Origin of the sequence: Caldinitratiruptor microaerophilus, from assembly GCF_025999835.1 — a bacterium.
Lineage (GTDB): Bacteria > Bacillota > Sulfobacillia > Symbiobacteriales > ZC4RG38 > Caldinitratiruptor > Caldinitratiruptor microaerophilus.
On record NZ_AP025628.1, the window covers coordinates 1374719 to 1401051 of the forward strand.

Here is a 26333-nt window from a genome sequence, read left to right on the forward strand (position 1 = left end):
GAATCCGTGAGGCGCAAGCAGCGCGACGCTGGTGATATTGCCCTGGTGGTTACCGACGATGTGGGCCAACTGGAGCCCGTCGAGAGAGCGGACGCGGACACGATCGCTCTACCCTCGGGCACGTATCCTCGCCAGGACGTGCGCCGGGTCGTGCTGTCAGATGGCAGGAGCCTCTACCTGATCCATGCCGACCTCCCGGCTCGGGCTGAGGCAGCTCGCATCCGGCAACTGGAAGAGGCCGCCTTCCTCCGGGCGCTGTTCCGGCCGAGCCGCCCCGTGGGTCCGGGCGGGGTACCGCTCCCCTACTGGCTCCTCATGTTCGCTCTTGTGGTCGGGATGGTGATCTCCGGTGCGCGATGACCTGGAGCAGCTGGCGCTCGCAGAAGGTTACGACTCGCCGGCGGACGCGATTCAGGCCGACGTGTTCGAGGACGGTGGGCAGGGGGTCCCTGTAGGCGGGCAGAACGACGGCGCAAGCCTCCTGGCCGCCCTGAGCACCATCGAGCGTCACATTCACCCCCTGGCGCCGGATCAACTGGCCGCCGTGCTCTTCCTGCGCCACTTCGGTCCCGAGCGCCTGAGGGCGGTCGCAGACGATTACCTCGCCCTCTACAACCTCCAGGCTGGGCCGGATGCCCTCCTGGCCGCCCTGGAGTCGGCCGCTCTCATCCGGGCCTTCAAAGGCTACACGACCAGCGTCCAGGCTGGCGGGGTGTCCAGTCCTCTCCGGCGCCTGGGCATCAGGCGGTGACGGTGGTGATCGTAGCGTTCCTGGGCGCCCTGGGCGCCGGCAAGACTCTGCACGCTACCCGGTGGGCGATCCGGTACTCACTGGCTGCTCGGGGGGCAAATGTATATTCCAATATCTGGCTTAACGAGAGCTTCTTCCGTGAGCACAAGCGGATCAACCCAGCCTTCCAGCTCGGTCGCATAGCTACCGTCGACGACATCGTAGAGATGGCGGCGGCCGGTGGCGGCGTCCTCCTGCTGGACGAGGTGCACCGGTTGTTAGATGCCAGGCTGAGCATGCAGGCGCAGAACATCTTCCTGTCCGAGTTCTTCATGTTCCTCCGCAAGATCCGGGCGACCACCCTGGTCACGTTCCAGTCCCTGCGCATGGTCGACGTGCGGCTGCGCAACGCGTTGGACCTGGTGGTCATGTGCCGTGCCCGGGGGCCGCGCGGCCGGCGCACGTTCGAGCAGTTCGTGTACGACTACCAGGCAACGCCGCCGGTTCTGCGCAAGCACGAGCGACAGACCGAGGAAGAGGTGTTGCCGTACTTCAGCGCGTATGACACCTATCAGTTTGTCCGCTCCCTGAAGTTCCCCGCCACCAACAAGGAGTTCGACAAGTTCATGTCCCGGATCGAAGAAGCTGCGGCTGCCAGGAGGGAGAAGCGAGTTGGCTGAGAAGCCATGGGACGTGCCGGACCGGCTACCGGTGGACCCGGGCCGGGTGCTGTACCACCACCCCATGATCCCCCGGGCGCGGCTCATTACCCTGGCCCGGGAGCACGAAGAGGCCACGGCCTTGCTGCTCACCCGGGACGCGCTGCGCCAAGTGGGTTACGATCTCTTGCCCTCCTGGGCGGCCCCCTGGTCCTGGCGGAAGGACCCGTACCGGCCTCGGGTGTACCTGCGCCGGCGGTGCTACTACATCGCCCCGGCGGCCGAAGTGGCGGACAGGCGCCAGCGGCTGGCTCAACGGGAGAGCCGGGCCGCAGCGCAGGAGGGGTAGGTCGTGCTGACGGTGTGGGCGTGGTTCGCGGCTGCTGGGTTCGGTGTGGCGTCTGGAGTTGGCCTCGCGCTCTGGATCGGATACGAGGTGTACCGCCGGCGCTACCTCCGAGGACCGAGGGGGCTGCTGTAATGCGGCTGCTTCTGTCTGCGGCTTCCTGGGTGATCACCCTCTACGTGGGCGTCGGCCTGCTCGGGCTCGCTCTGTCGAAGCTCCGCTCGTGGCTCCAGCCGGCTACCCTGCCCGCCGTTCGCCGGTGGCCGGCCATCCTGGTGCTCGTGCCCGCGCACAACGAAGAGGCCGTGATCGGCCCCTGCGTGGCCAGCATCGGGCACGCAGCCCATCTTTACCCAGGCCGCGTCCGGGTCATCGTCGTCGCGGATGGGTGCATCGACTGGACGGCTGATGTGGCCCGCCAGCACGGGGCCGAGGTGATCGAGATACCGGACGGCGGGCGAGGCAAGCAGGTGGCCATCGCCCGCGCACTGGCGCGGGTGTGGCACGACGACTGGGACGCCCTGGCTCTGGTGGATGCCGACAACCTGCTGGATCCCCGCTTCTTCGTGGAAGCCGGCCGCCGGCTGGCCGCCGGGGCGCCGGCCGTGCAGGGGTACATCGCGACGGCGAACCCCACCGCGTCCTGGGTGTCCAGCGCATACGCCCTGGCCTATTACTGGGCGCACGCCATCGCCCAGGCCGGCCGGGAAGCCCTGGGACTCTCGGCCATGCTCGGGGGCACCGGCTGCCTGATCTCCCGCGCTACCCTGACCCGGCTGCCCTGGTCCGGCCGGACGGTCTCGGATGACCTGGAGTACACTGTTCGCATGGTGGCCTCGAGGTTGCGGGTTCACTACGAACCCCGTGCGCTCGTGTTCGACCAGAAACCTACGTCCCTGCGGGTGTCGCTGCGGCAGCGAACGCGTTGGCTCCGGGGGCACCTGCAAGTATACGCTGCCTACGGTGCACACCTAGTCCGCCGGCTGCCGACGCCGGCGGCGTTAGACCTGGTGCTGTATGGCCTCTACCCGTTCGCTGCGGCCGTGGCTCTACTCCAGGTGGTGGCCCTGCTGCTGTCCGGGCACGCCGTATCGGCCATGACCGGCCTGGCCATCGGGGCTCTGTTCATGGCGCCGGCCGCGCCCCCCCGGTACTGGGGTCGCCTGTGGCTCATGCCCCTGTGGAGCCTTACATGGTTGGTGCCGTTTTGGGTCGCCCTGGCTACGTGGCGGCAGCGGGCGTGGTATCACACCCCCCACGTCCCGCAAACGGGCTGACGGGGGGTGTAACGCTGTGGGCAGGCCTGGATTCTGGCGGGGTCAATACGTGCGGCTGCGGTCCGGGGGGCTCGGGGTGATCGTGTCGGTTTCCGCTGGGAGGCAGCTGCTCAGGGTGCGAACCGACAGGGGGCGGGAGGTCCGAGTCCGAGCCTCCGCGGTGCGCCCCATGGACTACCTGGACATGGCCGCTCTCCGTATCCGCCGGTTGACCCGGGGTGTGCAACCCAGTCTGCTGCTTCGTCGAGATCCCGTTCTGCACGCTCGTCGAGGTAGAGTTGAACCTGCAGCCCGGCGAGAAGTGCGAGGAGATCGACGTCAAGAAGCTCAAGTGCCAGCTGGAAGAGGGCGACGTGGTGGCCCAGAGCGAGGAGTTCGAGCGCGACGAGGACGGCCACATCTGCCGGGTGATCGAGAAGGACGTCGTGCGGGTGGTCGTGAAGGTGGTCCGGGAGGAGCAGCTCGAGATCTCGGCCGTGCCTTGCCCGCCGCCGAAGATCTGCTGACGAGAACGAGAGGGTATCCCGGCGAGGGGATACCCTCTTTCCGTTGGCAGACCGGTGCCCTCAAGACGTCTCCGCCGCCCCCTCTCCCCAGCGCACCTTCGCCTCGACCACCTGGATGTCTCCCAGCGGGCCGATCACCCGGGCGAGGACCGCCTCCGGCGTTGGCCCTGCGGGAACCGCGTCCTCTCCTCCCGCCTGCGCCCGAGTGTCGGGCTGCGGCCCGGCCGTGCCGTCTCCCGGGCTTGACTCGGCACCCCGAGGGGGTGGCACGGGCGTGTCAACCACCCGCATGCGGGGGGCGCCGCCGTCGGCGGGCCGCCGCCCTCCGGCAGAGCCGGCGCGGCTCTCGCGCTCGCGCAGGAGCTCCTCCCGCTCGGCCAGGAGCGCCGCGCGGGCTGCCAGCGCCTCCTCCTGCTGCCTGAGGATCTCGCGGCGCGCCTCCAGCGCCGCCCGCTCAGCCTGCAGCTGCTGGGCCAGGCCGGCCAGCTCGAGGCGCTGCTCCTGCATCTCTCGCAGGGCCGCCTCCAGCTCCCGCTGGCGCTCGGCCAGAATCCCCTCGCTGCGGGCGAGCGCCATCGCCCGCTGGGCCAGTTCCTGCTCCTGTCGCCGCGCCCACTCACGAAGCTCCTCGACGAGAAGCCCGAGCCCCTCTATGTGCCGCACCAGTTCCGAGCGCAGGATGGTGCGCGGCAGCATCGGCATCCCCTCTTCCGCGCCTCGTCGCCGTGGGGTGACCTCGCCCCATAGTATGTGGCCGCGCGCGAGCACGGCACGGCCCATGCCGGCAGGCCGCCCGGATGCACGGAACTACAAGAATAAGGAGGCGACCTGCCGTGGCGGATGCCCGCTTCCAGCCCGGGAGGCCGGAATCCCGCTGGGTGGCACTGCTGGTGAGGGCCGGGGTCTTCCTCGGACTCTGGTTCGTGCTCGGCAACCTCTTCGTCCAGATCGGCGCGCTGGTGGTGATCGCCTCGGGGGAGCCCACCGGGACCATGAGCACGAGCGCCGCGTTCCGGACGTGGAACTGGGCGTCGTGGGCCCTGGGCGCCCTCCTGAGCGCCTGGAGCTATCGCCGGCTCATCCGGACAGCGGGCGACTGAGGTCCGCCAGCACCGCCTCCACGTCCTCGTCCCGAACGTGCTCCGTCACCTGCACCTGGCCCACGCGGACCGGCAGCACCCAGCGCAGCCGGCCGGCGCGGGCCTTCTTGTCGTAACGCATGGCCTCCCGCACGGCCGCGAGGTCGGTGCCCGGCGGCAGGCGCACGGGCAGGGTGAGCCGGCGCAGCAGGTCCTCGAGCCGGCCCGGCAGGTCGTCCTGGGCGAGCACCCCGGCGCGGCGGCTGAGCCAGGCGGCCGCGATCAGGCCGATGCTGACGCACTCTCCGTGCAGGAGTCCCTCGCGGGGTGTGGCGCCGGGTTCGCCCTTCTCCACCCGCCCGAGCACCGCCTCCACCCCGTGACCGACCGTGTGGCCGAGGTTGAGGATGGCGCGCAGGCCGCCCTCGCGCTCGTCGGCGCTCACCACGGCACCCTTGATGCGGCAGTTCCGTTCGACCAGGTCCTCGAGCAGGGCCGGGTCGCGAGCCAGCACGGCGGACGTCTCGTCCTCGAGCAGGGCGAACAGACCCCGGTCACGCAGGAGGGCGTGCTTGACCACCTCGGCGAGCCCGGCCACGTACTCCCGCGCCGGCAGGGTGGCGAGGGTGGTCACGTCGGCGACGACCGCCCGGGGCTGGTGGAAGGCGCCCACCAGGTTCTTGCCGCGGGGCAGGTTGACGGCGACCTTCCCCCCGATCGACGCGTCGACCTGGGCCAGCAGGGTCGTGGGCACCTGGACGAAGTCCACCCCGCGCAGGAACGTCGCGGCCACGAAACCGGCGAGGTCGCCGACTGCGCCGCCGCCCAGCGCCACGACGCACCCGTCCCGGTCGAGACCCGTGTCGAGGCAGGCCTCGTAGAGCCTCGCCGCCTCCGACAGGGTCTTGGCCGGCTCGCCGGCCGGCACGGTCGCAGAACCGGCCTCGATGCCCGCGGCGCGCAGCGCTGCCAGGGCCCTGTCGAGGTAGTGCGGTCCGGCGCCCTCGTCCGTGACGACGAGGGCCCGGGTGGCGCGGGGCAGGGTCTCCCGCACGATGTGCCCCAGGTCGGCCAGGATGCCGCTGCCGATGTGGATCCGGTACGAGCGCTCGCCCAGTTCGACGCGAACGGTACGGGCCAACCCCAGTCACCTCGCAGGCCGCAGGGCCGGCGCCCCCGCGGCTTCGTGTGCGGATCTCAGGAGCCACCTCGCCGCCTCCAGGCCGCCACCACCCTCTCCGCCACGGCGGCGGGGGGGCCGCGGCGCCCGCTCACCACGGCGTGGGCGACCTCCCGGTACAGGGGCTCGCGCTCGGCAAGCAGGGCCCGGAGGCGCCCCAGCGGGTCGGGCACGGAGAGCAGGGGGCGGGAGGCGAGCCCCCGCCCCCGCGAGAGGCGGCGGTGAAGCTCCTCGGGCGGCACCTCCAGGTAGACGGTGAACCCGGTCGAGCGGAGCAAGGCCCGGTTCTCGGGCAGGAGCACGATCCCGCCGCCGGTGGCCACCACCCGGCCGCCCTCCCGGGCGACCCGGGCCAGGGCCTCGTGCTCCCGGCGGCGGAACCCCGCCTCGCCCTCGGCGGCGAAGATCTCCGGGATGGTGCGTCCGGCGTCCCTCTGCACGAGGTCGTCGGTATCGAGCCACGGCCACCCGAGCCGGGCCGCCACGATCCGGGCCACCGTGGTCTTGCCGCTGCCCATGAGCCCGACCAGGTACAGGTTGCCCGGGGGCCGGTCCTCAGCGGGTCCGGAGGTAGGCCAGGTACCCATCGTAGGCGCGCCGCACCTCTTCCAGGCTGTCGCCCCCGAACTTCTCCAGGAAGAACCTTGCCAGCTCGAAGGCGGTCACGCACTCGCAGATGACCGCCCCGGCGGGGACGGCGCACACGTCCGAGCGCTCCACGCTCGCCTCGGCCGGCTGGTGGGTGCCCATCTCGACGGTCGGCAAGGGGCGGTACAGGGTGGCAATCGGCTTCTGAGCCACCCGGATCACCAGCGGCATGCCGGTCGACATGCCGCCCTCCGTGCCGCCGGCCCGGTTCGACGTGCGGAAGTACCCGCGCTCGGGCGACCAGGCGATCGGGTCGTGAACCGCCGACCCCCGGCGGCGGGCCGCCTCGAAGCCGAGCCCGATCTCCACGCCCTTCATCGCCTGGATCGACATGAGGGCGCCGGCCAGGGCGCCGTCGAGCCTGCGGTCCCAGTGCACGTGGCTGCCGAGCCCGGGCGGCAGCCCGGTGGCGATGACCTCGATGATGCCGCCCAGGGAGTCGCCCTCGGCCCGGGCGGCGTCGATCTCCGCCACCATGCGCGCCGAGGCGGCCGGGTCGGCGCAGCGCACCGGCGACGCCTCCGCCCGGTCCGCCAGCTCCTGCGGGCTGAGCGCGCCGAGGACGGCCGGGTCGGCCTCGACGGGCCCGATGGCCACGACGTGCCCCACGACCTCGATGCCGAACTGGCGCAGGAGCTGCCGTGCCAGGGACCCGGCGGCCACCCGCGCGGCCGTCTCGCGCGCCGAGGCCCGCTCGAGCACGTTGCGGGCGTCGTCATGGGCGTACTTCAGGCTCCCGACGAGGTCGGCGTGCCCCGGCCGGGGCCGCGTCACGCGCCGCGACTGCGCCCGACGGGTCTCCAGCTCTGCAGGATCGTCAGGCGGCAGGGGGGACATGATGTCCTGCCAGTTCGCCCAGTCCCGGTTCTCGACGAGAAGCGCCACCGGGCTACCCAGCGTGCGCCCGTGGCGGATTCCACCCAGCACCCGGACCCGGTCGCGCTCGATCTTCTGCCGGCCGCCGCGGCCGTATCCCCCCTGGCGCCGCTCCAGATCCCGGTTGATGGCCTCCAGGTCCACGGGAATGCCCGCCGGCAGCCCTTCCACGATGGTCACCAGCCCGGGCCCGTGCGACTCCCCGGCAGTCAGGTACCGCAGCACGCGCGAATGCCTCCTCTCACGGGCCCGCCACGCCCACCGACAACCACGCGATCCCCGGCGTCCCCAGGGCGGCCACGATCGCCCCGGCGGCCAGGAAGGGGCCGAAGGCGATCTGGTCCTTGCGCCCCACCCGCCGCAGGGCCAGGAGCGCCAGGCTGACCAGTCCCCCGGCGACGAAGGCCGCCAGGAGGGCCGCCAGGGCCGCCGGCCACCCGAGGTAGAGGCCCACCACCCCGGCCATCTTGACGTCACCCATCCCCATGCCGCCCCGGAAGAGCATGCCGAGCAAGAAAAGGACCCCGAAGCCGAAGGCCCCTCCGGCCAGAGCCTGCAGCCAGCCGGCCGGATCGGCGACCTGCAGCACGAGCCACAGCGCCGCGGCAGCGAGCAGGAGCTCGTTCGGGATGATCCGGTCGTGCAGGTCGACGAGGCTGGCCGTGATCACCACCGCGCTCAGCACGGCCAGCCGGAGGAACTCCGGCCCGAGCCCGGCCGGCCCCCGGCCGAAGCCGTACCCCAGCGCCGCCCCCAGCACCGTGCACAGCGCCCACTCCCAGGCCCCCCGGGGCCGGGTGGTCCAGCGGGGCGAAACCCACGCGCCCAGCCACGCCAGGACGCCGCCGATCGCCGCGCCCGCCAGCGAAGCCCCCATCCGCCCGCCGCCCTCCCGCTCAGTCCTCTCCCCTGAGGGCCGCCTCCGCAGCGGCCCACATGACCTGTACCGGCCCGGGCCGGCCGAACCAGAGCTCCCAGGCGAGCGCCCCCTGGTGGACCAGCATCCCCAGGCCGCCGACCGTGACCAGCGCCCGGGCACGCGCTTCCCGCAGGAGGCGCGTCTCCGCGGGCCGGTAAACCGTATCGTAGACGACCGTCCCCGGGCGCAGGCCCCCGAGGCCGTCCGGGAGCGGAGACTCCTCGGTGGCCGGGGCCATGCCCACAGGGGTGCAGTTGACGACCAGGTGCGCGTCGGCGAGACACAGCTCCGCCTCCCGGCTCGGCAGGGGGACGGCCGTCGCCTCCACCTCCGTGCCTGCCGCCGAGGCCGCCCGGCGGGCGAGCCCGGCCACCGCCTCCGCCCGCTCCGGGGTACGGCCGGCGACCACCAGGGTTTGGACGCCCGCCGCGGCCAGGGCCGCGGCGATCGCCCGCGCCGCCCCGCCGGCACCCAGGATCACGGCGTTCTGGCCCGCCGGGTCGATCCCCTCGGCGTAGAGATGGCGGAGAAAGCCCTGTCCGTCGGTGTTGTGCCCTACGAGGCGTCCGTGACGGCAGACAATGGTATTCACGGCCCCGATCAGGCGCGCCTCCGGGGTCACCTCGTCCAGGTAGTCGAGCACGGCTTCCTTGTGGGGTATCGTGACGTTGGCGCCGCCGAAGCCCAGCGACGCGAGCCCCCGGACGGCCTCCCCCAGCGCCTCCGGCGGAACGGCGAGCGCCACGTAGATCGCCTGGAGCCCTTGTTCCCGAAAAGCCGCGTTGTGCATCGCAGGGGAGAGCGAGTGGCCCACGGGCCAGCCAAGCAAGGCGTACGGGCGCGGCTGCCTCCCCCAGACATCACGAGGCACCGACATTCCCAACCCCTTCCCATGCGACCCGGGAGCGTCCGTTCCCGGCCATCTTGTCGCCTGATCCGCGATCTCACTTCTAACTTCATGGGTGCGACCGCGGATTCCTGCCGGACCGCCGGTCGGGAGCGGGGACCGCCCCCGGGCGGGCGAGGCGACCCAGCACCAGCTTCTCGAGCAGACGCATGAAGCGAGTCCCGATGAACTCGCGCGGCGACACCGGCGACACCAGGATGGTGTAGAGCCCCAACCGGTTACCCCCCAGCACGTCCGTGAAGAGCTGGTCCCCCACCACCGCCGTCTCCCCCGGGCCGGTGCCCAGGCGGGCCATCGCCTCCCGGAACCCGTGGCGGCGGGGCTTGCCCGCACCGCCCACGTAAGCGACCCCGGCCTGGCGGGCGAAGGCCTCGACCCGCCGGCTGCCGCCGTTGGACACGATGCAGACGCGCAGGCCAGCCCCCTCGGCCCGCCGGAGCCACTCGAGCGCGGCCGGGGTCGGCGCCGGGTGGCGCCAGGGGACCAGGGTGTTGTCGAGATCGACGATGAGGCCCCGGATGCCCCGGCGCCGCAGCGCACCGAAGTCCACGGCGAAGATCGACGACTGAACCTCGGCAGGGACCAACACCCGCAGGATTCGCGTGCACCTCCCCACCCGGGAATGAGCGTAGCACACCCGCCGGGACCTGTCACTGGCGCGGGCGGCCGGCGCCCGGGGCGGGCCGTTTCCCCCGGGGTCGTCATACGGTGGGGTGGAGGTGATGGCTGCCTCATGTTCATCCACAAGAAGGAACTCCTCCGCCCCGTCCGGGTCGTCACGCCCGATCCGCGCTGGGGAGAGATCATCCTGGATCAGTACGCCGGCGCGGACTCCGAGGCGACCGCACTCAACACGTACCTCACCCAGCGGTACAACACGAACATACCGGCGATCCGCGACCTCCTGACGGACATCGGCACGGAGGAGATCTCGCACTGGGAGATGGTGGCCGAGCTCGTGCGCCAGCACGGCTGCACGGTCAAGATGCGGGACTCCCGCGGGTCGCCGTGGACCTCCAGCTACGCGGACGTCACCGGCAACATCATCACCGACCTGTACAGCGACATCGCGGCCGAACTGCGGGCCCGCGACCTTTACCTGCGCCTGGCGAACATGGTCGAGGACCCCGGGAGCCGCGACACCCTGCTGTTCCTCGGCGCCCGGGAGGAGGCCCACGCCGCCGCGTTCGCACGGGCCCTCGAGGCCATCAAGGGTACCCTCGAGCTCCCGGTCGAGTGGTTCCGCCACCCCTACCTGAACATGTCGCCCGGCACCTACGAAGCGATGCGCGCCCGGTCGGCTCCGCCCCCTCCGCCGCTCACCTATCCGCCGTCCTACCCGTACCCGACGGCCTTCGAGTACCCGCCGCGGTGAGCCCCGGGGCCCGCGCGCAGGACGCCCGGCGCCGGCCGGGCGTCCTGCGCGCTCGGGTCAGTCCGAGCCGTCGGCCACGTAGAGCGCGTAGAAGGCGAACTCGGGCTGGGGCGGGGCCAGAGCGGGGCTCGGGCCGCTGCGGGCCGCCCACTCGAGCCACTTCGCCGCGTACGGGTGGAGGGCGTGGGGGCTCCACCGCTCCTGCCACCCGTCCGCCCCCAGCAGGAACACACCGGGCTCGCCGGAAGGCCGGCCGTACTGCCACGGCACGGGGTCCGGAAGCGCCTCGGAAGTCCGCATCTTCGCACCCCCTCAGCCCTCACGGTGGTAGTAGGGGGCTCCGGCCACGGGTCCCGGCACGAACCACGGAAGCCCTGTGTAGAGCGGGTTGGGCTGTGCCGGGCGCACCATCCCGGCGGCCACCCATTCCTCAACGGTGCGGACCGCCTCGTCCGACGGCACCCCGGTGCCAACCAGGTAGCCCAGGAGCGCGGCCTGCAGGGCGAGGTCGGCCTCCCGGACCCCGTCCCAGCCGGCCAGCAGCCGGTGGGCGAGCGGCTCGACCGCCGCCAGCGCCTTCTCCAGCACCTTCGCGTCCCCCTTCCGGGCGAGATCCGGTCCCATCCTATGCTGGAAAGGGCGTCGCCGGCCGTGGGGCGGACGGAGCCGCTGTCGGATTCGGCCGCGAGGCCGCCGGCCACATAAGCTGTAGCGGTACCGTGCCCGACCGAAAGGTGGGAGACCCGATGCCGATCGCCGTGCCCGCCTTCTTCTCTGCCCTCCCCGTGTGGACGCGCGGACCCGCGCTGGCCCCCTGGCCGGCCGGACTCCGCCCGCTGCCGGGCCTCACCGCGACGATACCGGCCGGCCTCGGCCCGTGGCAGGATCAATCCGAGCCCGCGGGCCTGGCCGTCCCGGAGCCCGTGCGCGCTGCGCTGCAGCGCTTCCTCCTGGCGCCGTGGAAGCCAGCCGTCGACGTCTCGGCCCTGGCGGAGGCGCAGCGCAGCATGATCGCACCGGATCACCCTTAGCGCCCTGACGCTTCGGAGTCGGCACCCCTCGGCCCTTCCTCCAGCAGCGCCTTGCACAGCTTGGTGACGGCCTTCTTCTCGATCCGGCTCACGTAGCTGCGGGAGATCCCCAACATCCGGGCGATCTCCCGCTGGGTCTTGCGGGGGCCCCCGTGGATGCCGTACCGCAGCTCCAGCACCTGGCGCTCCTTCGGCCCCAGGCGCGCGAGCATCTCCCGCAGGCGCCCCTCCTCCAGGCGCCGGCCGACCAGTTCGGGAACGACGTCCGGGTCGCTCCCCAGCACGTCGATCAGCTGGATCTCGTTGCCCTCCCTGTCCACGCCGATCGGGTCGTAGAGCGACACCTCGCCGCGCAGGCGCTTGAGGGACCTCAAGTACATGAGGATCTCATTTCCCATGACTGCGCGGCGCGGCAGCATCTGCCAGCTTCGTCGTACCCGCAAACAGTCAACGGGTGCCTCGCCGACTCCCCTTCGGCGTAGGCACCCGCTGCGTTAGGTCCACCAGCCCCACACCACGACCCGAGTCCGGGCTGGCGGCGATCCGCTCAGTCGCGCCGTACTGGCAAAACGCCCGCGCACTGGGCGGCTTTTTTGTATTCTCGCACGCCCAGCCCGGCCGGTCAAGAGGAGGCAGTATCATGTCTCGTGAAGACCGGCTGCCTGACGTTGACACTCTGACCAAACTGCTCGGCCCCGGATCGGCCCGGGCCATCTTCTCCCTGCTAGAGGCCGGCGCGCCCAACGTCTGCCCCGGTCACCCGTGGGCAGTCGCCTTCGACGGAAAACCACACACCGTCGCAGAACTGGCTGCTATCGCCGGCCGCGGCCTCTTCACCATGTACCGCGACCTGGCCAAGGCATCCCAAAAGAAGGTCCTCCGTCTCGTCCCGGGTCCCACTCGGGCCGCCAAGATCCTCGAGTTCGCACTCTCCTTGCCGTCGCCATCTGCAGATTCCGCCACGCCGGCTACCCCACCATCCGAGGCATCACATCGGCTCAGCCCGCGCGACCACGCACCCATCCAGCCCGTACATCAGCCCGAGTGCTGTGCCACATGTGCCTCGGCCCTGCAGACGCTCCACGACCAAGTCGCAGCGCTCACTGCTCGCCTCGAGCACACCCTTGCGACCGCCGAAGCCCTTCTGTCCTCCTTGCGCCCCACACCCGGTACGGGCGCCTACCCCACATCCCTCACTTATCTCGAAGCTCCCACGGCGCAGTTTGAAACGCCCGCCCCCCAACCTCCCAGCACTCACACTCTTGCCGCCCCTGCACCAGTCCTTCCGTCCGATTCGCCGGAACCCGACGCTCGCATCACCGTCCCCCGCCCCACACCTCACGCGGCGGGACTCACTCCATCCGGCCAGGCGCCGGCCTCCGAACAGGTAGGTGATCGCCTCAACTTAGGCATCCGCCCTTCGCCTGTTGGACCGCCTGTTTCCTCTCGGCCCCAGGCCCCCGCACCGGGTGCGTCTGTTACCGGATCCCCCACCTCCGCACCGCCACCGCCCGGCGTCCGGCTGCCCGAGCCGGTCCTCCACGTCTTCCGCGGCATCGTCCGCCGCCACCCCACCCCGAGCGAGGCGGCCCGCATCGCCGCCCACCTGAACCGCTTCCACGCCGCCGGCGCCGATGTGGGCGACCTCATCCACGCGATGTGCGTGGCCGAGGCGAAGTACAAGCCCAGCCCGGAAAGACCCCGCATCGAGTGCGAGGCGTTCTTCGAAAAGTTCTTCCACCGCGAGCTTCTCGACTTCCTCCGCCGTCGCTATGGGCGTCCCACTCCCCGGCCCTTCGCCACAGCGCGCCGGCCAGTCCCTCCCCCCTCCAACGTCTTCCTCCGCCGCCCGGACCGCCAACAGCTCGACTACGAATCCTTCTACGCTCTGCCCCCAGCAAGTTGTGCCCGGGCAAGCTAGGCCCCATCCGCATCGGGTAAGCGCAATTGTATCCACTTATTGGCAAGGTTTGCCGCAAGATATTCCAGAAAGCGGAACTGACTGCCTCCCTCTCCTTCCTCTCCCCCCACCCCCTCTCTTACCTCTCCCTCGTCGTATTTGGGTACTACACGTATGCCTTCTGGAGAGACTAAGGGGGGAGACTATAAAAGAGAGTCAATGCCAGCGACAGACGCTCAAATGACCGAAGCGGCCCCCGGCACGGGGCCAGCAGTTCCAGGTGCCTGCGGGAACAATCGCCGAAGGACGACTGCTTACGGACCGGACTGCTGGAGCGCCCGCCGCAGGAGACGCCCAAGGCGCCAGTACCCGGTGCCCCGGACGACCACGTTGCGTGGCCAGAGGAAGGGGTCCTGCGACGGGCCCACCGCGCCGGGACGCCCGGTGACGGCGGCGAGAAAGCCCGCGCGGCGGACGGCGTCCACGACGCGCGGGTTCAGCGCGCCATAGGGGTACGCGAAGAATGCCGGGGCGTGACCGAGGCGGGCAGAGAGAACCTCGCGGGACCCTGAGATCTCCGACCGAAGCTGCGTGTCGTCAAGCCCCCGCAGGTCGGGGTGATTCACCGTGTGGGCGCCGATCTCGATCCCCGCCCGGTCGAGTTCCCGGATCTGATCCCAGGTCAGGTACCCCGGCCGACCCACCAGTCCGGTGCTGACGAACACGGTGGCCGGGTAGTGGTACCGTTGCAGCAGCGGAAATGCCGAGCGGTAAAAGCTTTCATACCCGTCGTCGAAGGTCAGCACGATCGGACGGCCCGGTAGCGGGGTGCGACGAGCGACAGCCCTGTACACTTGGTCGAGCGTGACCGGCGAGTAGCCCGCCCGCGCCAGGTAGCGGAGCTCGAGCGCGAAGTCCCGCGGCGAGAGATCGATCGGCGAGGGCCCGTCGGCGATCTCGTGGTAAGCCAGGATGGGGACCGGAACCCAGCCCGGCGCCTCCCGGCGTTCTGCCCGCGCATGGGCCAGTCTTGCCCCGGAAGAACGGAACGGGACCAGCACGTACGCGGCGATCAGGACCAGCACAACCAGCGCTGCCTTCAGGACCCGCCTGGTCCCGGAACCCCTTCGCGTCATGGCCTTCACCTGATATCCCCAATACACGACACCGGGCCGATCCCACAACATGCACACAACCCCATTCTATCACCGGGACCGCGTCGCGGCGAGGCCGATTCGCGAGGATGGCAGGTTGCACGGCCCTCATCCACGTTCCGTTCCACACCTCATCCACGTTCCGTTTGACAGCCGCCCCGCGGCGGTATTAGATTGGGCCTGGCACCAGGTTTCGAAGAAGGACCTCGGACATGCGGGGAGGTGAGCGGCGGTGGCGGATTCGGTACCGGACCCACGAAGATGGGCGGTGTTGCCCCTTGACTTCTCCGTCCCGCCGCGTCCCTCCCGGCCAGGCTGATCGGCGGCCTCCCGGCCGGGCGGACGGCGGGCCCAGCCCGCGTGCACCGGCAGAAGGGAGGCTGACCGCCAGTGGCTTCTTTTTCCCGTCCCGCGCTCCCGCGACGTCCGGCCGTCGCCGACTTGATCGTCGGGATTGGGACGCTGGGGCTGGTTTACGGAATCGTCCACGTGGGAGCCGGCATGGGGGCTCCTCTGGAAGCGGGCCGGGGTCCCGCCATCCTCCTGGACCCGCGAATGCTCCCGTACTACGCCGGACGTTCGCTTCTGCGAATGTTCCTGGCGTTTGCTTTTTCCATCCTGTTCACCATCGTGTACGGTTACATCGCGGCCTACAGCCGGTCGGCCGAGCGAATCTTGATCCCCCTGCTCGACGTGCTGCAGTCGGTCCCCGTCCTCGGGTTCCTCTCCGTGACGGTGGCCGGCTTCACCGCGCTGTTCCCGAACCGGCTGCTGGGGGCGGAGTTGGCCTCCATCTTCGCCATCTTCACGAGCCAGGTCTGGAACATGACCTTCAGTTTCTATCACTCCCTGACCGTCATCCCCCAGGACCTGCGCGAAGCCGCCCGGATCCTCCGGCTCGACCCCTGGCGCCGGCTGACCGCCGTCGAACTTCCGTATTCCATGGTGGGCCTGGTCTGGAACGGGATGATATCCTTCGGCGGCGGCTGGTTCTTCCTCGCCGCCAGCGAGGCGATCACGGTGTTGGGGCGGGACATCCGCCTGCCAGGACTGGGGTCGTATCTCGCCACCGCGGTGGAGCAGGCCGACCTCCGCGCCGTCACCTGGGCCGTTGTCACGATGGTCGTGGTGGTCGTGCTGGTCGATCAGCTCTTCTGGCGCCCCGTGGCCGCCTGGACCCAACGGTTCAAGATGGAAGAGGTGGACGACGAGGAGGAGCCCAGCTCCCACGTCCTGGATGTGCTGCGACGCTCCCGCGTGGCTGGGGCCATCTGGCGCCGGGCGGTGGAGCCGGTCTGGCGCGCCGCCGACGCCGCCCTCTCCGGTCTGGCGAAGGTTTTGGAGGGGCGCTTCGCCTCGGGTGCCGCGCCTCGGGTCCTCACCCGGGCTACCGGCGCGGTCGTCGGGGCCCTGGTGCTGCGGTACGCCTACCTGGCCCTCCGCATGCTGGGCGGCATGCCTCCGGGGGCATTGACGGGCGTAGTCGGCCTGGGCCTCCTCACGCTTGTCCGAGTCCTGCTCTCGACGGCGCTGGCGGCTCTCTGGACGGTCCCGGTCGGGGTGGCCATCGGGCTGAACCCCCGTCTGGCCCGGGTGATGCGTCCGCTGGTGCAGATCGCCGCCTCGTTCCCGGCCAACCTCGTGTTCCCGTTCCTCACCGCCCTGTACCTGCGGTACCACGTGAACTTCGAGATCGGCACCATTCCCCTCATGATGCTCGGGACCCAGTGGTACGTCCTGTTCAACGTGATCTCGGGGGCGACAGCGCTCCCCGCCGACCTCCGGGAGGCCGCGGCCATGCTCCGCCTGCGGGGCTGGGCACGCTGGCGCAGCGTCTACCTGCCGGCGATTGCTCCCTCGCTGGTGAACGGGTGCATCGCGGCCGCCGGGGGTGCGTGGAACGCCTCCATCGTGTCCGAGATCGTCACCTGGGGATCGACGACGCTCTCGGTTCCGGGCCTTGGCGCCTTCATCACCCAGGCCGCCCGGGTCGGCGACTGGGCCGGCATCGTCTGGGGCATCACGGTGATGTCCACCCTGGTGGTGCTGATGAACCGGCTTCTGTGGCACACCCTCTTCCGAACGGCCAGCGCTCACTACCATGCATGATGTCGCGAGCGGGGTGACATCCGATGAAGCCTCATCCGGTGCTGACCCGGGAGCGTTCGCCGGAAGTCCTGGTCGAACTCCGGGGCGTCTCGAAGATGTACGAGAAGGCCCGGGGCACGTCCATCGCGGTGCTGAGAGACATCGACCTGGCGGTGCGTAGCGGCGAGTTCGTGGCGATCCTGGGGCCCTCGGGGTCGGGCAAGTCGACCCTCCTCCGGATCGTCGCAGGGCTGAGCCGGCCTTCGGAGGGGGAAGTCCGCTTCCGCAACCAGGCCGTGGAGGGGATCAACCCGGGTGTCGCGATGGTCTTCCAGACCTTCGCGCTCTACCCCTGGCTGACGGTGCTGCAGAACGTGGAGCTCGGCCTGGAGCACCGCCAGCTCCCGCGCGGCGAGCGCCGGGAGCGCGCCCTCCGGGTCCTGGACATGGTGGGCCTCGACGGCTTCGAGCACGCCTATCCGAAGGAGCTCTCCGGGGGCATGCGCCAGCGCGTCGGCCTGGCCCGGGCGCTGGTCATGGAGCCGGACGTGCTCCTCATGGACGAGCCGTTCTCTGCCCTGGACGTCCTGACGGCGGAAAACCTGCGGCGCGACCTCCTGGAGCTGTGGGTGGAGCGCAAGATCCCCACCCGGGCGATCCTCCTGGTGACGCATAACATCGAGGAAGCCGTCTACATGGCCGACCGCGCCGTGATCCTCTCCCGGGACCCCGGGCAGGTCGTGGCCGACGTGCCGATCACCATCCCGCACTGGCGGGATCCCGCATCTCCCGCCTTCACGCGCCTGGTCGACGAGATCTACGGTATCGTCACCCGGCGCCGGCGCCTTGAAGCCGCGGATGCCGCTGCGGGCGCCGCCTCTGGCCTGATCCCCAACGTTCGCGCCGGGGCCCTGACCGGTCTGGTCGAGCTCCTGGAAGAGAAAGAGGCGCCGCGAGTCGACCTCTACGCCCTGGGAGACGAACTGCAGCTCGACATCGAGGACCTGCTTCCGCACGTCGAGGCCGCCGAGCTCCTGGGGCTGGCCCGGATCCACGAGGGGGACATCGAGCTGACGGAGACCGGCCGGCGTTTTGCCAACGCCTCGGTGCTCGAACGCAAGGAGCTGTTTCGCTCCCTGGCCCTGGCGCGGGTGCGTTCCCTGGACCAGATCGTCTCGGTCCTCCGGTCCAAGGCAAACCGCCGGATGCCCCGGGAGTTCTTCCTTTCCTTCCTTGAGCGTCGCCTGAGCCCCGGCGAGGCGGACCGCCAGCTGGACACGTTGATCGACTGGGGGCGTTACGGCGAACTGTTCGCCTACGACGACGAGGCCCGGGTGCTCTACCTCGAGCCCGAGGAGCCGGCCTGACGGAGGAAGCCCGCCAGGCCCTGGGTCGACCCGGCCCGGACGGCCGCCAGCGCGACCCGGGGCAGCACCGTCGCCGATGGGTACACGAGGTAGCGGGGCTCCCAGCGGGGGTTGAACTTCTCCTTGAACGCCCGCAGGCCCTGGAAGTTGTAGAAGCGGTTGAACCGCAGGTAGAGGAACCGCACGGTGCGGTGCGGCAGGTCGGTCTCGCCCTCGCCCCCGACGTTGGCGAAGGGCGCCATCCCCAGGTTCAGCGTCGCCACGCCCTGCTCTCGGGCCCTCAGGGCGATCTCGCTCAGGAGGAACTCCATTGTCCCGTTCGGCGCGCCGGGGTGGTAGCGCATCAGGTCGGGAGAGACCTGATCCAGTCCGTACATGGGCTGCAGGTTCGCAAACGCGACGATCTCCCCGCCGGGACCCTCCACGTAAACCACGGGCGTCTCCTTCAGCGCCCGGGAGTCGAAACGACCCAGGGAGAAGGTGCGTTCAGGCCCGGCCTTGCGCCGGAGCCAGGCGTCCGAGACCTGGCGCAGGCGCTCCAGGAGGTCGTCCGGGATCGGCGGCTCGCACGTTCGCACCTGGTAGCCACGGCGCTGGAGTCGGTTGCGGGCCTGGCGGATGTCGCGCCACTGCCGTCCGACCAGGTCGAAGCCGGCCAGGTCCACCAGGGCCTCCTCACCGAGCTTCAGGACCTGGTAGCCGGTCTGCCTGTAGGCCTCGAGATGGTCCGGCAGGACCTGCAAGAAGGCAGGCACCCAGCCGTTGCGCGCGGCCTCCTCGGTGAACGCAGCGATCGCGGCCGGAACGTCGTCCGGGGGACCCACCGGGTCGCCCAGCACGAGGGCCACGTCGCCCACCAGGCGGTAGCTCACGTACGACCGGCCCGACGGGCTGAACCAGAAGAGCTTGTCGTCCTGCAGAGTGAAGTACACCAGCGCCGACCGCGCCCAGCGCATCGCGATGGCCTGGGCGCGCTCCCGCTCCTGCCGCCACGTCGTTCGCCGGTACACGAACGGCCGGAACAGCATCAGGAAGCCGTACAGCGCGGTCGATCCGAACACCAGGTAGACGGAGTCCAGGAACCAGCGCGCCCGCGGACTGAACGCCTGAAGGCGCATGGGGGTGAACGGGCTCAGCAGGAGGACCGCTTCCCGCAGCGCCGCCGAAAGCGAGAAGTGGCGGTGCAGTCCCGCGTCCAGGAAGTAGAGGCCCAGCACGGTGTACCCGTACCCGAAGACGATCCCCGCCACGAGGGTCAGGAGACCCCGGGCCACCGAGGGCGGATCGCTGCGGGCCCGGAAGGCCGGCCGGAACCAGATGAGGGCTTCCAGCACGCCCATCTGCACCAAGGCCTCGGGCCAGTTGAGGCCCTTCACCAAGTGCAGGACGACGGACAGCTGGAGCGTACCCACGGTCAGTTGCCAGGCTAGCCGCTTCGCCCGAGCCACCTGCGGGGCCAGGAGCAGGAGCAGGAACCCCGTGACCACGGAGAGCAGCCGGCTGCCGGAGGGGAGCGGGCGGAGTATCCACGCTCCGCGCATGGGATGAACCACCGGTGCCAGCAGGGAGGACACGGTGTTCAGCAGGCCCATCATGCCCACGATCAGGGCCAGGACAACCGGCGCGGCGGACCGATGGGTCAACCGTTCACCCTCCTTCCCGGGCAATCCGGCGCAGCCCGGGGATGCCGAGACCCAGAGGCAGCCAGAAGTTCAGGACACGGTACAGGAGCGTGACGGCCGCCGCCACCGGCAGGGGGACGCCCAGGGTACGGAAGACGCCCGTCATGGAAGCTTCGAACACGCCTACCCCGCCCGGCACCAGCGAGATGAGCGACAGGACGGTTGCCAGGCTGAAGCCCGCTACGAGCGTCACCGGCGGGACCGCGTAGCGGAACGCCCGGAAGCTCCAGTAGACGATCCCCATGTCGACCACCTGCACGCTCAGGCCGACGGCCGCCGCGGTGAGAAGACCGGTCGCCGAGGTGAGGACCGGCTGCAGGGCGCGGAGCTCCCGTTCGAGCGCGGACACCCCCCGGGACCAAGCGCGCCGCAGGCGCGCCAGGACAGCCGGATCGGCGGCGCCGGGTTCCGGGCCGTGCCGGCCCGCCATCCGCCGGAGGATGTCCGGCCGGAGCCACACGGTGACCAGGGCGACGAGCCCGAGCCCCACGGCTCCCGAGAACCCGGCCAGCGCCGGCCCTGCCCCCGGCGGCAGCGCCGTCACCCGCGGCAGCACCGCCGCGAGCACCGCGACCACCAGGGCGAAGGTGGCGTAGTCGACCACATAAAAGAGCAGGTGAATGGCCGCCGCCCGTGCCATCGGAACCCCGCGCCGGCCGGCGGCCAGCGCGAACACGGAGGCTCCCGCCCCACCCGCCACGGGCGCGAGCCGGTTGGCAAGGTTGGCGGCGAGGGTGATCTCCACCAGGAAGCCGATCGGCAGCGGGGTGCGGGCCAGGCGGAACAACACGAAGTAGAGCAGGGCCTGGTCTGTCAGGAAGGCCAGCTGCAGGGCCGCGGCCACCGCCAGGGCGGGCCGGTCCGCGTGCCGCAGGAGGGGCCCGACCGCGACGAACTCGCCCCGGTGCACGTAGGCATACGCCAACACGCCCCCCACGGCGAGTCCGGGCCAGAGTGCCCGCAAGGCGCCCCGCATCCGAGCCTCCTCCCCCGTCCTGCCCTTCATGGTGTGCCCGCCGGTCGGCGATGTCAACCGGCCGGACGGAGGCCTGACCGGATTGGGGGACCGCGGCTCGGATGCTGAAGGGTAGTCGTCTGAAGCTCGTGTGCGGCAAGTCCTGGCGCTTCTGCTGTACGGCAGACGGGAGGTCTCGTTGGAACTCGCGACTGAACTCACCGACATGGGTAGCCAACAATTCCTGGACACCACGCCGAAGCACCGCCAGGTGAGCTGCTCTGACGAGGACCTTAATATAACGGACTCGCGCGCCATGGACAAACTGCTTGCTCCCCCACACTCCTCTCTTACCTCTCTCATGCTTGGGTACTCCGTGAATGCCTCTCAGAAGAGACAAGGCAGAGACGCGTGGGTTGGCGCACGTGAAGTGCCGCCCGATCAAAGCGTCCGGCAAGCGCGCCCGAACCGCGTGACTCGGCAGAATAATGTCCAGAATTGGCCACCCGTCGGGTGGTCGTCCAGCGGCCGCTGGCGTTTCGTCACTGCCTGACGTACCCCGCACCCCACTGAATCGTAGAGGAGATCTACCATCACGATCGCCCGCGCTGGCGCTTTCAGCACGGGTCTCCCGTTACGCCATCACACCCCCCCACCCGCTCCTTATCCCCAAGATCCAACACCTGCTTCCGTGTGTGCACACTCCTCAGCTGCGGACCCTCTCGGCCAGCCGCCGCAATTGACCCCATTTCCTCTCGTGGCTATCCCAGGAGATTGCTGCCGGCGCCCGGGTGTCTCCGGGAATTCGCACCACCACCCGGCCACCCGGCCCGAAGGCCTGCGTCTTTTCCACCTTGCCTTCTTCCTCAAGAGCGCTGACCGCCTTGTGTACTGTCGTATAGCAAACACCGACCACACCGGCCAACTCCCGTAATGTCAGCGGACCCCGAGCAGTCAGGATATCCAACAGACAATCCCGAATGCGGTGAGTCTCCGTCCCGGGCCGGCACCAAACGCGCAGCAGTCCTGCGACGTGGCTGGCTTGCCCCGGCGGAATCCACACGCGACCTCCACCGAACTCGATCAGGTTCCGCTCCGCCAGTCCACCGATCAGTTGCAACGCTTCTGTCCGTGTCAACCCGCTGCGCGCAGCCACGTCTACGACCTCAGCTGACCCCCCGATCTCCATCAACGCGCGAAGGAACCTGCACTGTCGCCGCCCAATCGACCGCTTCCGGCCTGCCTGCACGCCGCCCTCGGCACCTCTTTCTCCGTGTGTTATATTGGTTATCCCATCCTCGTCGTGTGGCCCGTGTCTTGACCGGTGACCCGAGGGGGTGTCTTTCGGATCAAACCCTTTCACCCGCCACCAGGTCTCATCGAGACTACTCTCCCCGACCCCGCTCAAGCTGATTTGAGCGCTGACACGATACTAGGGCTGACTAGTACCACGCAAGCGAGTCGCCTCACCCCAGTGAGGGCCTCTTCGTTCGCCCGCGTCCGTCTGTCAGCTGCCATGTCCGGGGTCCGTGAGATTCCGGACCTTCTTCGTCCCGTTCGGCAGTTCGACCAGCAGCTTGTCATCCGCTCACACCCAACGCATCCCTCCCTCCTCTGTGCGCACAATCGCGCGCCTTTCTCCCGACTCCAACAGGTGCACCACACGTTCCGCTTCTGCCTCCAGCCGGTCAGATCTCACCCATGCTGACAATTCGCTGACCACGATCGCCCTCAGGTCCACGCCCGATCGTCACCCCAAGTGAGAAACATGGTGCGACAGCACCTCCGCCTGATCACGCGTTGGACAGTTCCCTGAGAAAGAGTGGAAGAAGGCGATCGGGGCTTGCGACCTCGATGTCGTGCGGCACGCTCTGTCCCGTGGTGATGTAGGACAAGGGCTTCTCTGTCCGCGCCCGGAGATTGACCATCATTCCGGGCTGGGTCGCCTCGTCCAGCTTGGTGAAAAGGAGGCGGTTGTACCCGACGTCCTCGTAGGCCCGAGCCACGGCCTCGGCGTCCGTGGTGGAAGCCGTCAGGCTCAGAACCAGGTAAGTCTCATCAGGCCTCAGGGCCGCCAGATAGCGGACCAGGTCGTCCATCTGGGCTAGGTTGTTGTGGCTCCGCCCGGCCGTATCGACGAGAATGAGGTCAGCCGCTCGATGTGCCTGCAACCCGGCGGCCACGTCCTCCGGCGACTGCGCCACGGTCAGAGGCACGCCGATGAGCTCGCAGTAAGTGCGCAGTTGCTCCACCGCGGCGATCCGGTACGTGTCCGCCGTCATCACCGCCACCCGGCGCTCTCGGGTCAGCGCGAAGTGGGCCGCCAGTTTGGCCAGTGTCGTGGTCTTACCCACCCCGGTCGGCCCCACGAGGGCTATCACCCGGTGAGCCCCGGGCTCCAGTTGCACCGTCGCCGGCCAACCCAGGTGATCCGCGAGGACGGCCCGCGCCAACTCGGCCAGTGACCGGCCACCTTCCCGCCTGAGGCGCCCCTGCACCTGCCGCGCCAATCCGGCGGCGATCTCCGGCTCGACGCCCTGGCCCACCAGGGAGATGTACACCGGCCGCACTGCTACCTCCAGCCCCTGAATCCGCGAGAGATCCAGGTGGTCCAGGACGCGACCCATGAGGCTCGACAGCTTGGCCAGCTCAGCAGGCAGGTCGCCGTCGGCATCGGGCCACCGCTTTGAGTACGCCACGAAGCCCCGATCGCACTTCACTTCCACCCGGGGCAAACCGTCCCGCTTTGCCGGGGGCAGGGCCTCTGGGACAAAGGTGACCGGCCCGGATTTAGTTGCCGGAAGCGGGGGCGGCGGGGCAGCGGCAGGCGTCGGTGCAGGTGCCCTCGTGGCGGGTTCAGGAACGGACGATGCCCCGGACAGGACACGGCCTCCCACCGTATCGCTCGGCGACGTTTCCCTCGGGACCGGGAAATCGTCCACGGCAGCGATAGCCTCAACCAGCTTCCTGCGGAGGAGGCCAAAGACACCCCCCATCCGGACCGGCCTCGTGTACAGGATCACGGCCTGGGGACCGAGCTCAGCGTGAACCTGGGAGACCACCTCCGGGAACGTCCGGCCCACAAAGCGCTTCACCCGCATCCGGTCGTCACCATTCCCGCAGCTCAGCTTTCGGTTCGTCCTCTACGCTTTTCTCACAGAACTAACCAGAAAAGAGCACCGACCCTGTCCGTTCCCTGAACGACGCCCATACGTTCACACGAGGACCTCGTCCTTGCCCCCACGGCTGATGACAATCTCCTCCTGCTCCTCCAGCCGCCGGATGATGTTCACGATCTTCGCCTGCGCTTCTTCCACGTCCCGCAGCCGCACCGGCCCAAGCAGTTCGATGTTCTCCCGCAGGTTCTCGCCGGCCCGCTTCGAGATGTTCCTGAAGATCTTTTGCTTCACCTCGTCGCTCGCGGTTTTCAACGCCAGCGGCAGGTCCCTGTTCATGTCCACTTCCCGCAGCACCCGTTGCAGCGACCGGTCGTCCAGACGCACGATGTCCTCGAACAGGAACAGCCGCTTCTTGACCTCCTCCGCCAGCTCCGGGCTCTGCACCGAGAGCCACTCCATGATCGTCCGCTCGGTTGTCCGGTCCACGTGGTTCAGGATTTCCACTAGGCTTTCCACGCCCCCCGCCGCCGCAAGGTCTTCGCTAACCAGCGACGCCAGCTTCCGCTCCAGCACCTGCTCCACTTCCCGCAGAATGTCCGGGCTGGTCCAGTCCATGTGCGCGATCCGCTGGACCACCTCTACTTGGCGCTCCGGCGGCAGGGCAGACAGGACCACTGCGGCCTGATCAGGCTGCAAGTGGGCCAGCACCAGGGCAATTGTCTGCGAGTGTTCCCCTTGAATGAAAGACAGAAGCTGGCCGGGATCGGCCTTCCGGGCAACGTTAAACGGCCTGGTCTGCAGGGATGCCGTCAGCCGGTCCACGACCTCCTTGGCCTTGGCTGCCGGCAGCACCCTTTCCAACAACGACCGGGCATATTCAATCCCGCCCCTGACAACGTGCGTCTGGGCCGCGGCCAACTGGTAAAACTCATGCATCACGGCATCCTGTACAGCCCGGGACACCTGTTGCCGTCTGGCGATCACGAGGCTGAGGAGCTCCACCTCGTCCTGCCTCAGGTGCTGAAACACCCGCGCTGCCAACTGCGGGCCGATTGCGATCAGAAACAGGGCGGCTTTCTCCACCCCGTCGAGCATACCAACGCTGCGTGAACGCACGCCCGCCTTTCACCTGCCGCGGTGGGTTCCAACCCCTGCTCTACCCTTCCGCAGCAAATCTTACCAACCCATGATCAACGCCTTTCGACACCCGTCCTGCTCGAAAGGCCTCAGCCAGTGCTAGGTGAATCAGGATGTCCCCGCTGCTGGTAGTAAACGGGATCACCAGACGCCTGACGTTCGACCTGGAAATCCGCTTCTCTCCCACTACGATCAGTGGTGGTGTGATATTCACGTCTCGCCCTCTTTTTGCCAGTTCCATGGCCGCGCGGCCTGCGATCATGTTCCCTATCTCGCCGACAGCACTCTGCACCAGGGCATCCCGCGCCTGCACCGGTCCTCCCATCATGACACTCACAAGCCCCTTGGCCGTCGTGCCAGACATCCCGTATAGGACCACGACTCCACCTTGACGGCCTGTCATCCCGATGAGCACGGAGACCTCATGCGATACCAGCGGGGAGTCCACGGTGGTCACCGCACCAACGCGAACTGGTGAGAGATCCTCTGCAGTCAAGATGTCGTGAGCAGCGACCAAGAACGAATGGACAAGATCAGAGTCCATGATTCACCCCACGCCCCCAGTTACGGATCCTTGACAAATGCCCCGTTCTGGGGAAGGAGAGACCGGACTAGCTGCAGCAACAGCGATGGCTCGACGGGTTTGCTCAGGAAAGCCATCGCGCCAGCGCGAATTGCATCTCGCAGAACGCGGTCCCCCTTGAGTGCACTCATGACGATAATCCGGGCGTTCGGATCACTGCTGCGGATCGCCCGGGTCGCCGTGAGCCCGTCCATCCCTGGCATCACGACGTTCATGATCACCAGCGCAGGCCGGAGCTTGCTATACTTGGCACAAGCCTCTTCGCCACTGCTCGCTTCCTCGGGCTGATACCCGTTTCTTACAAGCTGGTACGATATCTTCCTCCTCATGAAAATCGAGTCATCGGTCACCAGAATCGTTGCCATTGCGAAGGCCACCCTTCGACGCGGGTGTTTCGCCCGGTGCGTGATGGGACGAGGAAGCGTACGTCTCCCATGCCAGAATCATCTCGAATAGGCTATCAGCTTCTTGTGATAATTGCCGAATCTTTCCCCGAAACTCCATCAGGGCTTGCTTGAGCAACTTCACCCGGACCGTGTCTCCCTCCAAACCCCATTGAGCGGGTCCGTCCACATGGCCGAGTTCGGTGGAAACCGCGGCTAGATCTGAGTTCAAAGGGGACGGAGTAAACATTCCCGCCCCGGCTTGCCCTGCCCAGGAGGCAGCCGGATGCCGTCCGCGAACAACCCAACCGGACGGAGGAACCCTTCGGGGGGCGTATCCTCGGGGATCTTTCCGCAGCCGGCGGGGTGGAAACGAAGACACGCCGGGCGCCATCGCAGGGTCGGCGCCGCTGGCAAGTCCACCCGGCGAGG

General features: G+C 69.2%; 29 protein-coding genes. 11 read left to right on the forward strand and 18 right to left on the reverse strand.

Going from position 1 to position 26333, the window contains the following annotated elements; genetic code table 11:
* Positions 1-6 precede the first annotated feature (6 nt).
* The 6 genes from caldi_RS06700 (at position 7) to caldi_RS06725 (ending at position 3518) form a co-directional block, all read left to right on the forward strand.
* Positions 7-360 carry a hypothetical protein gene (locus tag caldi_RS06700; protein WP_264844342.1) on the forward strand — a complete coding sequence of 118 codons (354 nt, stop codon included), beginning with the start codon at positions 7-9 and terminating at the stop codon, positions 358-360.
* Positions 350-751, forward strand: a complete 402-nt coding sequence (locus caldi_RS06705; protein WP_264844343.1) for a hypothetical protein — start codon at positions 350-352, stop codon at positions 749-751. Before caldi_RS06700 ends, caldi_RS06705 begins: the two co-directional genes overlap by 11 nt.
* A gap of 5 nt (positions 752-756) precedes the next feature.
* A complete protein-coding gene (locus tag caldi_RS06710) occupies positions 757-1410 on the forward strand; it encodes a zonular occludens toxin domain-containing protein (protein ID WP_264844344.1) in 654 nt (217 codons plus the stop codon).
* Positions 1403-1738 (forward strand): hypothetical protein, encoded by a 336-nt coding sequence (locus tag caldi_RS06715; protein ID WP_264844345.1) that lies wholly within the window; start codon positions 1403-1405, stop codon positions 1736-1738. Before caldi_RS06710 ends, caldi_RS06715 begins: the two co-directional genes overlap by 8 nt.
* A gap of 131 nt (positions 1739-1869) precedes the next feature.
* Positions 1870-3012 (forward strand): glycosyltransferase family 2 protein, encoded by a 1143-nt coding sequence (locus tag caldi_RS06720; RefSeq protein ID WP_264844346.1) that lies wholly within the window; start codon positions 1870-1872, stop codon positions 3010-3012.
* Positions 3013-3230: 218 nt separating this feature from the next.
* Entirely contained in the window at positions 3231-3518 is a 288-nt protein-coding gene (locus caldi_RS06725; protein ID WP_264844347.1) for a hypothetical protein, read from the forward strand.
* A 60-nt stretch (positions 3519-3578) separates the two neighbouring features.
* On the opposite strand, the gene caldi_RS06730 is transcribed toward caldi_RS06725, so the two are convergent.
* A complete protein-coding gene (locus caldi_RS06730) occupies positions 3579-4214 on the reverse strand; it encodes a coiled-coil domain-containing protein (protein ID WP_264844348.1) in 636 nt (211 codons plus the stop codon).
* A gap of 137 nt (positions 4215-4351) precedes the next feature.
* Here caldi_RS06730 and caldi_RS06735 point away from each other — a divergent pair, with 137 nt between their 5' ends.
* The gene (locus caldi_RS06735) at positions 4352-4618 is read left to right on the forward strand and encodes a hypothetical protein (protein WP_264844349.1); all 267 of its coding nucleotides are present in this window, start codon (positions 4352-4354) and stop codon (positions 4616-4618) included.
* Here caldi_RS06735 and aroB read toward each other — a convergent pair.
* From aroB to caldi_RS06765, 6 genes are all read right to left on the reverse strand, one after another.
* Entirely contained in the window at positions 4596-5738 is a 1143-nt protein-coding gene (gene aroB / locus caldi_RS06740) for a 3-dehydroquinate synthase (protein ID WP_264844350.1), read from the reverse strand. The two genes, caldi_RS06735 and aroB, sit on opposite strands and share 23 nt — an antisense overlap.
* A 56-nt stretch (positions 5739-5794) precedes the next feature.
* Entirely contained in the window at positions 5795-6364 is a 570-nt protein-coding gene (locus tag caldi_RS06745) for a shikimate kinase (protein WP_264844351.1), read from the reverse strand.
* Positions 6333-7526 carry a chorismate synthase gene (gene aroC, locus caldi_RS06750; RefSeq protein WP_319951802.1) on the reverse strand — a complete coding sequence of 398 codons (1194 nt, stop codon included), beginning with the start codon at positions 7524-7526 and terminating at the stop codon, positions 6333-6335. The genes caldi_RS06745 and aroC overlap by 32 nt, the downstream gene beginning before the upstream one ends.
* Before the next feature lie 16 nt (positions 7527-7542).
* Complete coding sequence (locus caldi_RS06755; protein ID WP_264844352.1) at positions 7543-8178, reverse strand: prepilin peptidase; 636 nt, start codon at positions 8176-8178, stop codon at positions 7543-7545.
* A gap of 19 nt (positions 8179-8197) precedes the next feature.
* Positions 8198-9097: a shikimate dehydrogenase gene (locus caldi_RS06760; protein WP_264844353.1), complete on the reverse strand. Its 900-nt coding sequence runs from the start codon at positions 9095-9097 to the stop codon at positions 8198-8200.
* A 79-nt stretch (positions 9098-9176) separates the two neighbouring features.
* A complete protein-coding gene (locus caldi_RS06765) occupies positions 9177-9872 on the reverse strand; it encodes a YqeG family HAD IIIA-type phosphatase (protein WP_264844354.1) in 696 nt (231 codons plus the stop codon).
* Between caldi_RS06765 and caldi_RS06770 the strand changes: the two genes are divergently transcribed.
* On the forward strand, positions 9861-10502 hold the full coding sequence (locus caldi_RS06770) for a manganese catalase family protein (protein ID WP_264844355.1): 642 nt from the start codon (positions 9861-9863) through the stop codon (positions 10500-10502). The genes caldi_RS06765 and caldi_RS06770 overlap by 12 nt on opposite strands.
* A gap of 57 nt (positions 10503-10559) precedes the next feature.
* Here caldi_RS06770 and caldi_RS06775 read toward each other — a convergent pair whose 3' ends face one another.
* Together caldi_RS06775 and caldi_RS06780 are read right to left on the reverse strand one after the other, a co-directional pair.
* Positions 10560-10802, reverse strand: a complete 243-nt coding sequence (locus caldi_RS06775; protein ID WP_264844356.1) for a hypothetical protein — start codon at positions 10800-10802, stop codon at positions 10560-10562.
* 12 nt (positions 10803-10814) lie between these two features.
* Positions 10815-11090 (reverse strand): hypothetical protein, encoded by a 276-nt coding sequence (locus tag caldi_RS06780; protein ID WP_264844357.1) that lies wholly within the window; start codon positions 11088-11090, stop codon positions 10815-10817.
* A 158-nt stretch (positions 11091-11248) separates the two neighbouring features.
* Here caldi_RS06780 and caldi_RS06785 point away from each other — a divergent pair, with 158 nt between their 5' ends.
* On the forward strand, positions 11249-11533 hold the full coding sequence (locus tag caldi_RS06785; protein ID WP_264844358.1) for a hypothetical protein: 285 nt from the start codon (positions 11249-11251) through the stop codon (positions 11531-11533).
* On the opposite strand, the gene caldi_RS06790 is transcribed toward caldi_RS06785, so the two are convergent.
* Both caldi_RS06790 and caldi_RS06795 read right to left on the reverse strand, forming a co-directional pair.
* Positions 11530-11913 (reverse strand): sigma-70 family RNA polymerase sigma factor, encoded by a 384-nt coding sequence (locus caldi_RS06790; protein WP_406568102.1) that lies wholly within the window; start codon positions 11911-11913, stop codon positions 11530-11532. The two genes, caldi_RS06785 and caldi_RS06790, sit on opposite strands and share 4 nt — an antisense overlap.
* A 1834-nt stretch (positions 11914-13747) precedes the next feature.
* Complete coding sequence (locus caldi_RS06795; RefSeq protein ID WP_264844359.1) at positions 13748-14569, reverse strand: polysaccharide deacetylase family protein; 822 nt, start codon at positions 14567-14569, stop codon at positions 13748-13750.
* 408 nt (positions 14570-14977) lie between these two features.
* On the opposite strand from caldi_RS06795, the gene caldi_RS06800 reads away from it, so the two are divergent.
* Both caldi_RS06800 and caldi_RS06805 read left to right on the forward strand, forming a co-directional pair.
* Positions 14978-16696 (forward strand): ABC transporter permease, encoded by a 1719-nt coding sequence (locus caldi_RS06800; RefSeq protein WP_264844360.1) that lies wholly within the window; start codon positions 14978-14980, stop codon positions 16694-16696.
* 23 nt (positions 16697-16719) lie between these two features.
* On the forward strand, positions 16720-18042 hold the full coding sequence (locus caldi_RS06805; RefSeq protein WP_264844361.1) for an ABC transporter ATP-binding protein: 1323 nt from the start codon (positions 16720-16722) through the stop codon (positions 18040-18042).
* On the opposite strand, the gene caldi_RS06810 is transcribed toward caldi_RS06805, so the two are convergent.
* From caldi_RS06810 to caldi_RS06840, 7 genes are all read right to left on the reverse strand, one after another.
* Positions 18015-19685 carry a phosphatidylglycerol lysyltransferase domain-containing protein gene (locus caldi_RS06810; protein ID WP_264844362.1) on the reverse strand — a complete coding sequence of 557 codons (1671 nt, stop codon included), beginning with the start codon at positions 19683-19685 and terminating at the stop codon, positions 18015-18017. The genes caldi_RS06805 and caldi_RS06810 overlap by 28 nt on opposite strands.
* A gap of 4 nt (positions 19686-19689) precedes the next feature.
* On the reverse strand, positions 19690-20700 hold the full coding sequence (locus tag caldi_RS06815; RefSeq protein WP_264844363.1) for a lysylphosphatidylglycerol synthase transmembrane domain-containing protein: 1011 nt from the start codon (positions 20698-20700) through the stop codon (positions 19690-19692).
* 685 nt (positions 20701-21385) lie between these two features.
* Positions 21386-21835, reverse strand: a complete 450-nt coding sequence (locus caldi_RS06820; protein ID WP_264844364.1) for a winged helix-turn-helix transcriptional regulator — start codon at positions 21833-21835, stop codon at positions 21386-21388.
* Between the two features lie 637 nt (positions 21836-22472).
* Positions 22473-23780: a flagellar biosynthesis protein FlhF gene (gene flhF, locus caldi_RS06825; protein WP_264844365.1), complete on the reverse strand. Its 1308-nt coding sequence runs from the start codon at positions 23778-23780 to the stop codon at positions 22473-22475.
* 114 nt (positions 23781-23894) lie between these two features.
* Positions 23895-24893: a flagellar motor switch protein FliG gene (gene fliG, locus caldi_RS06830; RefSeq protein ID WP_264844749.1), complete on the reverse strand. Its 999-nt coding sequence runs from the start codon at positions 24891-24893 to the stop codon at positions 23895-23897.
* A gap of 61 nt (positions 24894-24954) precedes the next feature.
* The gene (locus caldi_RS06835; protein ID WP_264844366.1) at positions 24955-25479 is read right to left on the reverse strand and encodes a chemotaxis protein CheX; all 525 of its coding nucleotides are present in this window, start codon (positions 25477-25479) and stop codon (positions 24955-24957) included.
* A gap of 20 nt (positions 25480-25499) precedes the next feature.
* The gene (locus tag caldi_RS06840; RefSeq protein WP_264844367.1) at positions 25500-25883 is read right to left on the reverse strand and encodes a response regulator; all 384 of its coding nucleotides are present in this window, start codon (positions 25881-25883) and stop codon (positions 25500-25502) included.
* Positions 25884-26333 lie beyond the last annotated feature (450 nt).

What these genes read in the sequence shown, in the direction of transcription:
- caldi_RS06720 (WP_264844346.1), top strand. Translation starts at nt 1,870, where the DNA reads ATGCGGCTGCTTCTGTCTGCGGCTTCCTGGGTGATCACCCTCTACGTG.
- caldi_RS06730 (WP_264844348.1), bottom strand. Translation starts at nt 4,214, where the DNA reads ATGCTGCCGCGCACCATCCTGCGCTCGGAACTGGTGCGGCACATAGAG.
- caldi_RS06745 (WP_264844351.1), bottom strand. Translation starts at nt 6,364, where the DNA reads ATGGGTACCTGGCCTACCTCCGGACCCGCTGAGGACCGGCCCCCGGGC.
- caldi_RS06755 (WP_264844352.1), bottom strand. Translation starts at nt 8,178, where the DNA reads ATGGGGGCTTCGCTGGCGGGCGCGGCGATCGGCGGCGTCCTGGCGTGG.
- caldi_RS06760 (WP_264844353.1), bottom strand. Translation starts at nt 9,097, where the DNA reads ATGTCGGTGCCTCGTGATGTCTGGGGGAGGCAGCCGCGCCCGTACGCC.
- caldi_RS06770 (WP_264844355.1), top strand. Translation starts at nt 9,861, where the DNA reads ATGTTCATCCACAAGAAGGAACTCCTCCGCCCCGTCCGGGTCGTCACG.
- caldi_RS06775 (WP_264844356.1), bottom strand. Translation starts at nt 10,802, where the DNA reads ATGCGGACTTCCGAGGCGCTTCCGGACCCCGTGCCGTGGCAGTACGGC.
- caldi_RS06785 (WP_264844358.1), top strand. Translation starts at nt 11,249, where the DNA reads ATGCCGATCGCCGTGCCCGCCTTCTTCTCTGCCCTCCCCGTGTGGACG.
- caldi_RS06790 (WP_406568102.1), bottom strand. Translation starts at nt 11,913, where the DNA reads ATGTACTTGAGGTCCCTCAAGCGCCTGCGCGGCGAGGTGTCGCTCTAC.
- caldi_RS06795 (WP_264844359.1), bottom strand. Translation starts at nt 14,569, where the DNA reads ATGACGCGAAGGGGTTCCGGGACCAGGCGGGTCCTGAAGGCAGCGCTG.
- caldi_RS06805 (WP_264844361.1), top strand. Translation starts at nt 16,720, where the DNA reads ATGAAGCCTCATCCGGTGCTGACCCGGGAGCGTTCGCCGGAAGTCCTG.
- caldi_RS06815 (WP_264844363.1), bottom strand. Translation starts at nt 20,700, where the DNA reads ATGCGGGGCGCCTTGCGGGCACTCTGGCCCGGACTCGCCGTGGGGGGC.
- flhF (WP_264844365.1), bottom strand. Translation starts at nt 23,780, where the DNA reads ATGCGGGTGAAGCGCTTTGTGGGCCGGACGTTCCCGGAGGTGGTCTCC.
- fliG (WP_264844749.1), bottom strand. Translation starts at nt 24,893, where the DNA reads ATGCTCGACGGGGTGGAGAAAGCCGCCCTGTTTCTGATCGCAATCGGC.
- caldi_RS06835 (WP_264844366.1), bottom strand. Translation starts at nt 25,479, where the DNA reads ATGGACTCTGATCTTGTCCATTCGTTCTTGGTCGCTGCTCACGACATC.
- caldi_RS06840 (WP_264844367.1), bottom strand. Translation starts at nt 25,883, where the DNA reads ATGGCAACGATTCTGGTGACCGATGACTCGATTTTCATGAGGAGGAAG.